This window comes from Fusicatenibacter saccharivorans, assembly GCF_015557635.1.
Lineage (GTDB): Bacteria > Bacillota > Clostridia > Lachnospirales > Lachnospiraceae > Fusicatenibacter > Fusicatenibacter saccharivorans.
This window is the reverse complement of record NZ_JADNOP010000016.1, coordinates 1-12,588: the sequence shown is the minus strand read 5'-3', so window position 1 is coordinate 12,588 and position 12,588 is coordinate 1. Positions and strand designations below refer to the sequence as shown.

Annotated in this window: 9 protein-coding genes; all 9 read left to right on the top strand. The window is 47.9% G+C overall.

From position 1 onward, the window contains the following. Positions 1–50: 50 nt before the first annotated feature. The 9 genes from I2G42_RS13015 to I2G42_RS12975 all read left to right on the top strand — a co-directional run bounded on the left by I2G42_RS13015 (position 51) and on the right by I2G42_RS12975 (position 12,195). Positions 51–770, top strand: a complete 720-nt coding sequence (locus I2G42_RS13015) for a GntR family transcriptional regulator (RefSeq protein ID WP_022461676.1) — start codon at positions 51–53, stop codon at positions 768–770. After that, on the top strand, positions 767–1,453 hold the full coding sequence (gene deoC / locus I2G42_RS13010; RefSeq protein WP_022461675.1) for a deoxyribose-phosphate aldolase: 687 nt from the start codon (positions 767–769) through the stop codon (positions 1,451–1,453). Before I2G42_RS13015 ends, deoC begins: the two co-directional genes overlap by 4 nt. Before the next feature lie 143 nt (positions 1,454–1,596). Then, entirely contained in the window at positions 1,597–2,658 is a 1,062-nt protein-coding gene (locus I2G42_RS13005; protein WP_022461674.1) for an NAD(P)-dependent alcohol dehydrogenase, read from the top strand. A gap of 32 nt (positions 2,659–2,690) precedes the next feature. After that, positions 2,691–3,635, top strand: a complete 945-nt coding sequence (locus tag I2G42_RS13000) for a CobW family GTP-binding protein (RefSeq protein ID WP_022461673.1) — start codon at positions 2,691–2,693, stop codon at positions 3,633–3,635. A gap of 172 nt (positions 3,636–3,807) precedes the next feature. Beyond that, the gene (locus I2G42_RS12995) at positions 3,808–4,890 is read left to right on the top strand and encodes a hypothetical protein (protein ID WP_055228532.1); all 1,083 of its coding nucleotides are present in this window, start codon (positions 3,808–3,810) and stop codon (positions 4,888–4,890) included. A 192-nt stretch (positions 4,891–5,082) separates the two neighbouring features. Beyond that, the gene (gene clpB, locus I2G42_RS12990) at positions 5,083–7,689 is read left to right on the top strand and encodes an ATP-dependent chaperone ClpB (protein ID WP_055228531.1); all 2,607 of its coding nucleotides are present in this window, start codon (positions 5,083–5,085) and stop codon (positions 7,687–7,689) included. Continuing rightward, positions 7,686–7,859, top strand: coding sequence for a DUF4250 domain-containing protein (locus I2G42_RS12985; RefSeq protein ID WP_022461670.1), 174 nt, complete (start codon positions 7,686–7,688; stop codon positions 7,857–7,859). The genes clpB and I2G42_RS12985 overlap by 4 nt, the downstream gene beginning before the upstream one ends. Positions 7,860–8,065: 206 nt before the next feature. Further along, positions 8,066–9,706, top strand: a complete 1,641-nt coding sequence (locus I2G42_RS12980) for a TIM barrel protein (RefSeq protein ID WP_195531135.1) — start codon at positions 8,066–8,068, stop codon at positions 9,704–9,706. Between the two features lie 212 nt (positions 9,707–9,918). Beyond that, complete coding sequence (locus I2G42_RS12975; RefSeq protein ID WP_195531134.1) at positions 9,919–12,195, top strand: hypothetical protein; 2,277 nt, start codon at positions 9,919–9,921, stop codon at positions 12,193–12,195. Positions 12,196–12,588: the final 393 nt, after the last annotated feature.

Here is a 12,588-nt window from a genome sequence, read left to right as displayed (position 1 = left end):
GCAAAAAGGATCAAAAAGCGGATATTGATATTTCACGGGAGGGGAAGAAGATGAAAAATGCACCGGCTTATGTGAAGGTTTACAGCAGACTGAAAAACGAGATCAATAAGGGAACATATCCTGTCGGGGGATTTCTGCCGAAGGAGTGTGAACTGGAGAAAATCTATCAGGTCAGCCGTACTACGGTACGGAATGCAGTAAAGATACTGGTGCAGGAGGGACTGGTTGAGGTTCGCCAGGGTTCTGGAACGAGGGTGCTGAATCATAAGGCAATTCAGAATTATAACAAGGTCACATCGGTCACGGAATCCCTGATGAAAAAAGGATATCGGGTAACGACGTCAGATATGATGATCGACATCATTTCGGCGGACAAACAGCTCGCCGATGAACTGGAAATTCCGGAGGGAACCAGCGTGGCGAGGATTCAGCGGCTGCAGCTTGCGGATGAAGAGCCTGTTACGCTGATGGAAAATTATATCGAATATGCGAAAGTCCCTGGCATCGAAGCGTATGAGAATCAGTTTGTAGCGCTGTATCAGTTTCTGGAGGAGAAATTCGGCTTGCAGATTGATGAGACACGAGACAGAATTTCAGCGAAATCCGCGACCTTTATGGAAGCCCAGGTTCTGAAAACGGAGCCGAAGGATGCGCTTCTTGTGGTGCACAGAGTCACCTACTGGCAGAACCGGCCGGTGAGCATTGACCATGTGCGGATCATCGGAAGCAAGTACGAGGTGGAGATTTCGGGAAAAGGACGGAGTAAATGAGCGATGAGACAGAAGAACAGAAGAAACTGATGCGGCAGATTGATATCAGCTGTGTACAGGCATTTCATACAATGGATGAAATTGATGCGATGGTGGAGCTGGCAAAGAAATATCGTCTGGCTGCTGTGTTTACCTTGCCGGCGTTCAGCGCCCATGTGGCAGAACGGCTGCAGGACACCAGAGAAATCCATGCGGGAGGCGTGGTAAGCTTTCCGGGCGGCGGAGATACGACCGGACAGAAGAAGCGGCAGGCAAAAGAACTGTGGGAGGCTGGCTGCCGGGAAATCGACATGGTGATGAATCTTACGGCATTCAGAAGCCACGAATTTTCTTATGTAAAAGAAGAACTTCTGGCCATCCGGGAGCAGGTGCCTTCGGCGATTTTTAAGGTGATCATCGAGGCACCGCAGCTGACGGAGCAGGAAATCTGCCAGGCAGTGGATCTGTGTGTGAAAGGCCGTGCGGATTATGTAAAGACGAGCACCGGATGGTATCCCGGCTGTCCTTCCACCGTGGAGCAGGTTCGAATCATGAGCCGTGAAGCCGCCGGTCGCATTCAGATCAAGGCCGCCGGTGGAATCCGCAGTCTGGAAACTATACAGGAAATGCAGAAAGCCGGCTGCAGCCGTTTCGGTATGGGAATGCGGTCGGTGCAGAATTTGATAAAAAGTATCTATAAGTAATCTATTGTGCAAAAGCTATAAAAAAGTCACGGAATATTCTACGGCATTCCGTGACTTTTCTGTTGAATTAGTAACCTATTAGTGATATATTCGAACCATAGGAATCGATAAATCATTAACAATCTGAAAGGAGAGCAAAAGATATGAAAGGTTATGCAATGCTGAAAATCGGTGAATCCGGATGGATCGAGAAAGAACGCCCGAAATGCGGGCCGATGGATGCCATTTGCCGTCCACTGGCAGTTGCCATCTGCACATCAGATGTCCACACTTTATGGGAAGGGGCCATCGGTGACCGTCATAACATGATTCTGGGCCATGAGTGCTGTGCAGAGGTTGTGGAAGTCGGAGAGCTCGTAAAAGATTTCAAACCGGGAGACCGGGTTCTTGTGCCGGCCATCACTCCGGACTGGAATTCTCTGGAAGCACAGGCTGGTTATTCCATGCACTCCGGCGGAATGCTGGCAGGCTGGAAATTCTCCAACTTCAAAGATGGTGTCTTTTCTGAATTCTTTCATGTAAATGATGCCGATGGAAACCTTGCGCTGCTTCCGAAAAACATCAATGTTGTCGACGCGTGCATGCTTTCCGATATGGTGCCGACCGGATTCCACGGCGTAGAGCTTGCCGATGTACAGTTTGGTGATACAGTTCTTGTCATCGGAATCGGACCAGTTGGTCTGATGTCGGTAGCCGGAACGAATATGCGCGGCGCATCGAGAATCATTGCTGTCGGAACGAGACCGGTCTGCGTAGAAGCGGCAAAAAAATACGGCGCAACGGATTTTGTCAGCTACAAGAACGGACCGATTTTCCAGCAGGTACTTGATATGACAGATGGAAAAGGTGTTGATAAAGTAGTCATCGCCGGCGGTGGTGTAGAAACCTTTGCAGAAGCAGTAAAATGCCTGAAACCGGGCGGAAAGATCGGAAATGTAAACTATCTTGGATCCGGTGACAACATTGATATTCCGCGTGTAGAGTGGGGCGTTGGAATGGGTCACAAACAGATTAACGGAGGCCTGATGCCTGGCGGAAGACTCCGCATGGAAAAACTGGGAGCTCTTGTTTCGGCAGGCAAGCTGGATGTCAGCCCGCTGTCCACGCATGTGTTTGATGGATGGGATCATCTGGAAGAAGCATTGTTCCTGATGAGAGATAAACCGAAGGATTTAATCAAACCAGTCGTTAAATTGGCTGACTGATGATTTGAAAATTTGACTGAAAAAGGAAACGTATGAAAATATTGATCGTATCCGGCTTTTTGGGCGCGGGAAAAACAACATTTATCAAACGGCTGGCCAGGAACGTCGATCAGCGGTTTGCCATACTGGAAAATGAATATGGAGCCGCAGGAATCGACGGCGCACGTCTTGGCCAGAACCGGCAGGGAACGCAGAAAAATGTATGGGAAATGACAGAGCAGTGCATCTGCTGCATCGGGAAAAAGGATTTTGCAGCATCCGTGCTGACCATTGCCAATGTGGTAGACCCGGAATACCTGATCGTAGAACCGACAGGCGTCGGAAGTCTCGCCCGGATTATAGAAAATCTGCGTCAGATCGAGTACGAGAGAATTCAGCTTCTCTCGCCGGTCACTATTGTGGATGTTTACAGTTACCGCCGCTATATGGCGGAATATCCCGAGCTGTATCAGGATCAGATCCGAAGCGCGGATACGATCATTGTTTCCAAAACAGAAGCATGCCAGGCGGAAGAAAAACAGCGCATCCAGAAATTTCTGCAGGAAATTAACTCGCAGGCAAAAATCATCACGGATTATGCATCCACGATGACACGGGAAGATTACCAGAGCTTGCTGCTGGGCAGCCGGTATGAGAAAAAAGTACAGGATACGCAGAGCGGCGAAAAGATGCCGGAGACCTTCTCCTTCGAAAATATCCGAATGGAGGCACCGGAAACCCTGTGGTGTTTTCTGGAACAGATCATTCGCGGAGCGTTTGGAAATATCATCCGTGCAAAAGGACAGTTCGCAGCCGGAGACCAGTTTCTCCAATTTGATGTCGCCGATCACCGCTACAGCATCACCGGCACAGAACAGAAAAACGCCGGCCAGGCTGTGTTTATCGGAAACGATATGAACGAAGATGCGATCCGGCAGTATTTTAAGAAATGCGCCGGAAACCAGAAAATGAAATATGCTGCCCGTCATGTATCATAAAGTAAATAGGAAAAAGAGATTGCGGAGTCCTGCCAAAACAGGGTTTCGCAATTTTGGTTTTTACAGAAAGATTCAACTGAAAAACGAAGGATAGGCAAAAACGAAAAATTACGCTAAAATAAACATACAAGTATTCCAAATAAAACAAAAGAAAAATCAGGGGGGATCTGATATGGAGGAACAGAAAAGAAGACGGGAAAGAAAATCAGCGGCATACTGGTTGAGCAAAAGCTCGATTTTATATCCGATCTGTATCTTGTATGTGATGTATGTGAAACAGGTTGAGGTATATATTACAGAATGTTCCGTCCATATTTCGTCGGGGACAATGCTTTTTGTCTATGCGCTGTGCCTGATTTTGTGGCTGGCCTCACCCATTCGAAGCTACTGCGCAGATGGAACTGCAAATGAAGTTTTATTCTATGCATTTCCGCCGAGCATACTGATGCTGTTTTTATTTGCCCAATATTCACTGAAAATTGTGTTGTTTCTTGCAGTGCTGGATGGGATATTTCTTGTTACGGTTTTAAGAGATTTACATAGAAAAAAACGAAAATATTCTCCGAAAAAATTCTGGAGATTAAAAAGAAGTGACTTAAACGCATTTCTGTTTGTTTCAGTATGCGTGAGTATGGTACCGACTTGTATGATGATATATTGGAAGCTTGAGTCTCCGTCCGGAGCGGCAGAACTTTACGAACGAAAAAAGGACTATAATCTCGTCCAGAATCAGGAGAACATTTTTCAGGAAAATAAAGAATTTCTGCTGAGCTTAAAGGAGAGCGAATGGAGGCAAAAAACACTGGAAGAAAGAACAATTGCAGCACAGAAGATGGTACGGCTTGAAACAGAACGACTTGGAATTCCCGAAATTCCGCTGTATGTGAAAGAGACAGGATCATCGAATTGCGTTGCATTATATAATAACGAAGAGAACGAAATATGGTATGCTCCAGAGCATTTAACATCTCAGACAGCAGAAGAATTTTTTACGGGAATTTGCGAAGAATGTTATCATGGAATGGAGTATTATCTGCTGGAGCGAATGGACTGGAATTCGGAAATGGCGAATACTGCTTATTTTGAAGAAATGAGGAAGTGGAAACTAAATGATAATCGCTACATATCTGGACGCGACGAGGGCGATTCGTTTGAAGCATATCAATCACAGCCGCTGGAAGCATCTGCCAAAAAGTATGCCAGTTCCGAAACAGAGGCACTGATTCATTTTATTGCTGTGTACGGCGATGAATAAAAATCTTTTAGGGGGGGGGAGGGAGAAAAGGAGCGTCGGGAAAAAATAAAAAAATTAGCACTCTCCTCTTGACAGTGCTAACAACTAGTGTTATAGTACGACTAGAACAAAGAAAGAAAAGAAAATTCACATCAACGCTCTTTTTGTTCGGAGCGAATGTTAGCACCAAAATAGATAAGGAGGAAGCCGATTATGAATATCAGTAAATTCACACAAAAATCGCTGCAGGCTGTACAGGACCTGGAAAAGACCGCATACGATTTCGGCAACCAGGAAATAGAGCAGGAGCATCTGTTGTATAACCTCCTGCATCAGGACGACAGCCTGATTCTGAAATTGATCGAAAAGATGGAAATCAACAAAGATCATTTTCTGAACCGTGTCGAGACGGCGCTGAACGACCGCGTCAAAGTATCCGGCGGTCAGCCGTATATCGGTCAGTATCTGAATAAAGCATTGATAAATGCTGAGGATGAGGCGAAAGCCATGGGAGACGAGTATGTTTCCGTAGAACACCTCTTCCTGGCAATGCTGAAAAACCCAAGCCCGTCCATGAAAAAACTGTTTCAGGAGTACGGCATCACAAGAGAACGTTTCCTGCAGGCATTAAGCACCGTGCGCGGAAACCAGAGAGTTACCACCGACAACCCGGAGGCAACATATGACACCCTGGAAAAATATGGCCAGGATATCGTAGAAAAAGCCAGAAACCAGAAAATGGACCCGGTTATCGGCCGTGATACCGAAATTCGGAACGTTGTCCGTATCCTGTCCCGTAAGACAAAAAACAATCCGGTTCTGATCGGTGAGCCTGGTGTTGGTAAAACCGCAGTCGTAGAAGGCCTGGCCCAGCGAATCGCCAACGGCGATGTACCGGAGAGCCTGAAAGATAAAACCATTTTCTCCCTCGATATGGGAGCACTGGTAGCCGGAGCAAAATACCGCGGCGAATTCGAGGAGCGTCTGAAAGCCGTTCTGGAGGAAGTCAGAAAGAGCGACGGAAAAATCATTCTGTTCATCGATGAGCTGCACCTGATCGTCGGCGCCGGAAAGACCGACGGCGCGATGGATGCCGGAAACATGCTGAAACCTATGCTGGCACGAGGCGAACTGCACTGCATCGGTGCCACAACGCTGGATGAGTACCGCCAGTACATCGAAAAAGATGCCGCCCTGGAGCGCCGTTTCCAGCCGGTTCAGGTTGATGAGCCGACCGTAGAGGATACGATTTCCATCCTGCGTGGCTTAAAAGAGCGCTACGAAGTTTATCACGGCGTAAAAATCACCGACGGTGCCCTCGTTGCAGCCGCAACCCTTTCGAACCGTTACATCAGCGACCGTTTCCTGCCGGATAAAGCAATCGACCTGGTCGACGAGGCATGCGCTCTGATCAAGACAGAACTAGATTCCATGCCGGCCGAGCTGGATGAGCAGCGCCGTAAGATTCTGCAGATGCAGATCGAGGAAGCCGCACTGAAAAAAGAGACCGACAATCTGAGCCGCGAGCGTCTGGAAACACTGCAGAAAGAGCTGGCTGAGTTAAAGGATACCTTCAATTCTGCAAAGGCACAGTGGGAAAATGAAAAGAGTTCCGTTGAGAAACTGTCCAAACTGCGTGAGCAGATCGAGGACATGAACCGCCAGATCCAGAAAGCAAAGAATGATTACGATCTGAACCGCGCCGCTGAACTGCAGTACGGTGAACTCCCGAAATTACAGCAGATGCTGGAAGCAGAAGAGAAAAAAGTTAAAAATGAAGATCTCTCCCTGGTACACGAGAGTGTAACGGATGAAGAGATTGCCAGAATTGTCTCCCGCTGGACCGGAATCCCGGTTGCAAAACTGACCGAAGGCGAGAGAACTAAGATCCTCGGCCTGGAAGATGAACTTCACACGAGAGTTATCGGCCAGAATGAGGCAGTCACCAAGGTTTCGGATGCGATCATCCGTTCCAAAGCCGGAATCAAGGATCCGACAAAACCGATCGGTTCGTTCCTGTTCCTTGGACCTACCGGTGTCGGTAAAACAGAGCTTGCGAAAACGTTGGCAGAAAAGCTGTTTGATGATGAGAACAACATGGTTCGAATCGATATGAGTGAATACATGGAGAAATACTCCGTCTCCCGTCTGATCGGAGCGCCTCCGGGATATGTAGGCTACGAGGAGGGCGGCCAGCTGACCGAGGCAGTGCGTAGAAAACCATATTCTGTTGTTCTGTTCGATGAGATCGAGAAAGCGCATCCGGACGTCTTCAACGTTCTGCTGCAGGTACTCGATGACGGCCGTATCACCGACTCCCAGGGCCGTACCGTAGACTTTAAAAATACGATCCTGATCATGACCTCCAATATCGGCTCCCAGTATCTGCTGGACGGCATTCAGGACGACGGCAGCATCTCCGAAGAGGCGAGAAACCTGGTCATGCAGGATCTGCGTGCACACTTCCGTCCGGAGTTCCTGAACCGTCTGGATGAAACAATTATGTTCAAACCATTGACAAAAGACAACATTGGTCATATCGTAGATCTGTTGCTGAAAGGACTGAACAAACGTCTGGCAGACCAGGAGCTTACCGTCGAACTGAGCCCGGCTGCAAAACAGTTTGTCATCGAGGGCGGCTACGACCCTGTTTACGGCGCCCGTCCATTGAAACGTTTCGTACAGAAAGAGGTAGAAACCAGCACCGCAAAACTGATCCTTGGCGGTCAGGTCAGCGAGGGCGATACGATCCTTTTGGATGTGGAAAACGGCGGCCTGAAGGCAATGATCAAACCAGGTGTGGAGGTAGTAGACGAATGATGCCGAAAGATCCCGTAATGCTGCTGAGCTATGTCAATACGCAGCTAAGAGATTTTTACCCGTCGCTCGCAGAATTCTGCGCGGCCATGCAGACAGAGGAATCCGATCTGCGGGAAAAACTGGCGCTCATCGACTATGAGTACGATGAGAAAACGAACCAGTTTGTATAAGAATAACCAAGCCCTGAAAAAAATGGCGGAAAAAGGCGTTCCGTATGTGGAAAAAACACATACGGGGCGCCTTTTTTACGCAAAGCGTGTTTCTTATAACTGACAGGAAAAATCATATCTATAATAGAAGAAATGTGGTAAAATGGAGGAAAAGAAAATCCGCTGAAAATGGGGAAACAGCGGATCTGGAGAAGGAGGAAACAAATATGTATTTTGGTGTACAGATGTATGGGGTATCCAAAGAATGGAAACAGGATCCCGAAGGATTTTTAAAGAAAATCTATGAGGCAGGCTACCGCCAGATCGAGCCGTGTCTCGGATTCCGTGTTGATGCCAGGGACTACGGTTTCTGGATCCCGGAGGATCTGGAGCAGGCAATGCCGCTGCTTGCAAAATACCACATTGAGGTTCATGCGGTCCACATTTTCCTGGATGAATACCACTATGAAAGAGAACTTGCCATTCTTACAGAACTGGCGCAGAAATACCACATTTCCTGGTTTGTCGTAAAGAGCCCGGCACGCCTGACAAAAGATGTTCTGGACGAAACCGCTGCAAGATACCGCGAACTGGCAGAAGAACTGGAAAAAGCCGGAGCAGGTCTTCTGGTCCACAACGAAAAAGAAGATATCTGTATCCGCGTGAATGGAAAAACAGCGTACGAATATCTACTGGAAGCCTGCGGTGAAAAAGTCGGAGCAGAAGTAGATGCCGGCTGGATGTACTGCGGCGGCGTCGACCCGGAAGAGTTCCTCTGGGCGCATGCGGACCGAGTCAAAGCCGTTCATTATAAAGATATGAAAATCACCGGCCAGGAAGCGCCGCTTGGAAAAGGCATGGTTGATCTGAAAGCCTGCTTCCAGTTCGCCCGCGCAAACGGTGCACTGCAGATTGTGGATATGGATGCGGCAACACTGGAGGATACCTGCCGCGCCGGAAAAATGCTCTCCGGATGGACAGGGGACAGAGACAACACCGACAGCATTCTCTGCACGATGGATGTGGAGACCGGAGAAGAAACCGTGCTGCATGAGTTTCCGGGAATCATCGAGGCACCGAACTGGCTGAACGATGGAAACACCCTGCTTTATAATGCGGATGGAAAAATCTACCGCTATGAGATCGACAAAGACCATGTGGAGCAGGTTGATACCGGTTTCTGCGTGCAGTGCAACAATGACCACGTTCCGTCACCGGACAACCAGCTGCTGGCGGTAAGCTGCATGCCGCCGGAACTCACAGATGGAACGTATGAATCCCACATCTACGTGCTCCCGATGACAGGCGGTGAACCAAAAGACCTCACCGGACCGGGTCTCAGCTATCTGCACGGCTGGTCGCCGGACGGAAAAGAGCTTGCGTACTGTGCCTTCCGCAAAAAGCCGGAGGAGGAGACCATGCGCATTGAGATCTGTACGATTCCATCAGACGGCGGCGAGGAAACCTGCCTGACGGACGGCAAAGGCTACAACGACGGTCCGGAGTATTCACCGGACGGAAAGCACATCTGGTTCAACAGCACCAGAAGCGGTCTGATGCAGGTATGGCGGATGAAATGTGACGGCAGCGGTCTCACCCAGATGACCGATTCCGATGCCAACAACTGGTTCGGCCACGTTTCGCCGGATGGAAAACACGTCATTTACCTGACCTTCGCTAAAGGTGAGCTGGAACCGAATGAGCATCTGCCGAACATGTATGTATCGCTTGGAATGATGGATTATGACGGACAGAATAAGAAAAAACTGCTGGATCTTTTCGGCGGCCAGGGCAGTATCAACGTCAACTCCTGGGCACCGGACAGCCGTAGAATTGCGTATGTGAAATATGTGCTTCATCACAAATAAAGGAATATCTTAAGAAAATCTGACGGGCCGTAAAAATTCATGGAAGTATTGTGAAAAAACGTTGAAAGTATTTTAGCGGAAATGCACAAGAATTCTTACGAATTTTTACGGCCCGTTGACTCTTTTTCTGACACACGTATAATGAAAGTAACAAGAGAAACTGCGGCCCCTGGCGGCTGCAAAACAATCAAAAGGAAAGGAGGATTTGTGTTATGAAGAAAACGAAAAAAATGCTTTCGTTTGTACTGTCCATGCTTCTGATCGTGACGATGTTCCCAACCATGGCATTCGCAAAAGAGGAAGCCAAAACGTGGAAGTTCGGAGAGCTTTCACTGAAAGCAGGCGACGTTCTCGGCAAAGATACGGAGATTAAAAATGATGCAGAGAACAGAGAAATCCGAATACTTTCAGAAAAAACAAATCCGGATGAAAAGAAAGATCAGAAAGATGACAAAGAAAGAATAAAAACAGAAAAAGAGGCTGTGATCGCAGCGGCGGCTTCCTGGAATCTGAAGGATCTTACGGAAAAGGCCAAAAAGGCTCCGGCAGATTATCTGCTTAAAAAGGCAGACAGCTGGAACGGAAGCTGGATTGTAACAAAGATCGCAGAAACGGAAACAAAAGATGCCATTGAAATCCAGGTAAGAACCTATGAGTACGCAGCTGTAACAGAAATCCAGGGCATACCGAAAGAAATCCCGGGAACCACCGCACTGACGGGCAAAGCAGTTCCAGAAAATGCAGATCAGAAACAGATCACATGGGAAATCACGGATGCCGGAATGACAGGTGCTGTTTTAGACGGCACAAACCTGAAAGTAACGAATGCCGGAACCGTAAAACTTCTGGCGACAATCAAAGACGGAAAGAAAACCGGCGTTGACTTCACACAGGAATTCACTGTGATTGTAAAAGCCGCAGATTACACCAAAGTAACAGAAGCGCTGGCGCTGATCCCGGAGGACATGGGCCGGTATACAGAAGAAAGCGCGGCAGCTGTTCAGAAAGCAAAAGATGCGGTAAAAGAGAACCTGCCATCAGCTGAACAGGAAACCGTAAATGGTTATGCGGCAGCCATTCAGACAGCAGTAAACGCACTGACGCTTCTTGGCGCAGATTACACAGAAGTTGATGCAGTACTTGCCAAAGTTCCGGGAGATCTTTCTATCTATACGGAAGAGAGCGTGGAAGCACTGAATGCAGTCATCGCATCCATCGACCGCACCAAAACGATAGAAGAGCAGCAGGCAGTTGCTGCTTATGCGGAAGCACTGGAGAATGCAATTGCAGCACTGGTACGCAAACCGGTTCCGGCAGATTATCAGGGAGTGGAAGAACTCCTGGGAAAGATTCCGAAAGACTTATCCATTTATACCGAAAAGAGTGTAAAAGCACTGAATGCGGCAAAAGAAGCCATTGTATGGGATCTGGATGACAGCAGACAGGAGGAAGTCGATCAGTCTGCAGAAAACCTGAAAGCAGCTCTTGACGGACTGACCCTGAAACCGGCGGACTACAGCACCGTAGACGCGGCTCTTGCCAAAGTTTCGAATGATCTGAGTATTTATACGGAAGAAAGCATTCAGCCGCTTCAGACAGCGATCAACAGCGTAGAAAGCGGAAAAACCATTCTGGATCAGGCAGAAGTAGACGGCTGGGCAGCAGCAATTGAAAATGCACTGGCAGGACTGCAGGTTCGGAAAGCAGATTATTCCAAAGTAGAGGAAGCCATCAAAAAGATTCCGGCGGACCTCAGTCTGTATACCGATGCGTCTGTAAAAGCACTGGAAGATGCAAAGAACAGCGTCGTAACCGAGCGGCCGGTCACAGAGCAGGAGAGCGTAGACGGTTACGCAAAAAAGATCGAGGCAGCGATTGCCGGCCTTACGTATAAAGATGCGGACTACAGCAAAGTAGACGCCGCAGTGAAGAAGATTCCAAACGATCTGAAGAAATACACGGACGAGAGCGTAAAAGCAGTCAATGATGCAAAAACAGCGATTGTACGCGGAAAGAATATCACGGAGCAGAAGACGGTGGATGGTTATGCGGCAGCGCTGGAAAAAGCGATTGCCGGCCTGAAACAGAAACCGATGACTGCGCAGAATCTTCCGAAGATTACCAAAGGAGTCAATCAGTCAGGTATGCAGGGCAAGGAGCTTTCCTTCACCGCAGGTTTTGAAGTAAAGGATCTCAAAAAGGTTCTCATCGACCAGAAAGAGATTGATGCGAAGAATTATGTGACGGCTGGAAAAGAGAATACGCAGGTTACGCTGAAGGCAGAGTATACAAAGAGTCTGGCAGAAGGCAAGCATACGATTTCGATCGTTTCAAGCAAGGGCCAGGCGGATACCGTATTCTATCTGAAGAAAGCAACAAAGAGTCCGGACACGGGAGACCGCACACAGGTGATGCTGTGGGTGATCCTGCTCGGCGTTTCTGCAGCAGCAGTGGTCGGAGCAGTTGTTTATCGTAAACGTGAGAAATAAGAGTGGAAAGGGAAAGGGCGCCGGAAGGCGCCTTTTCTTTTGGACGGTTTCGGATAGATTGTAAATAGTCAGATAAAATACGAAATATGCAGAATTAACTATATTTTTCTAAAAATAAGAAAATTCGAAAAAAGGTGTTGACTTTTGCTTTTGGCGGTGTTATTATAACTAAGCTGTCAGCGAGAGCTGATGCGAATGAGTTTCTTTGAAACAGAAAAACCTAGTTCGGAGCCGGGTGGCTGCCGCGGGTTGCAAAAACTGCTTCAAAAAAACTTGAAAAAAGTTCTTGACAAAAGCAAATGAGTTTGATAAAATAAACGAGTTGCTGATCGAGAGAACAGCAAAGAAGTTCGAAAGAGCTTCAAAAAATAAATTAAAAAAGTTCTTGACAAA

What these genes read in the sequence shown, in the direction of transcription:
- I2G42_RS12985 (WP_022461670.1), top strand. Translation starts at nt 7,686, where the DNA reads ATGATGCCGAAAGATCCCGTAATGCTGCTGAGCTATGTCAATACGCAG.
- I2G42_RS13015 (WP_022461676.1), top strand. Translation starts at nt 51, where the DNA reads ATGAAAAATGCACCGGCTTATGTGAAGGTTTACAGCAGACTGAAAAAC.
- I2G42_RS12980 (WP_195531135.1), top strand. Translation starts at nt 8,066, where the DNA reads ATGTATTTTGGTGTACAGATGTATGGGGTATCCAAAGAATGGAAACAG.
- I2G42_RS12995 (WP_055228532.1), top strand. Translation starts at nt 3,808, where the DNA reads ATGGAGGAACAGAAAAGAAGACGGGAAAGAAAATCAGCGGCATACTGG.
- deoC (WP_022461675.1), top strand. Translation starts at nt 767, where the DNA reads ATGAGCGATGAGACAGAAGAACAGAAGAAACTGATGCGGCAGATTGAT.
- I2G42_RS13000 (WP_022461673.1), top strand. Translation starts at nt 2,691, where the DNA reads ATGAAAATATTGATCGTATCCGGCTTTTTGGGCGCGGGAAAAACAACA.
- I2G42_RS13005 (WP_022461674.1), top strand. Translation starts at nt 1,597, where the DNA reads ATGAAAGGTTATGCAATGCTGAAAATCGGTGAATCCGGATGGATCGAG.
- I2G42_RS12975 (WP_195531134.1), top strand. Translation starts at nt 9,919, where the DNA reads ATGAAGAAAACGAAAAAAATGCTTTCGTTTGTACTGTCCATGCTTCTG.
- clpB (WP_055228531.1), top strand. Translation starts at nt 5,083, where the DNA reads ATGAATATCAGTAAATTCACACAAAAATCGCTGCAGGCTGTACAGGAC.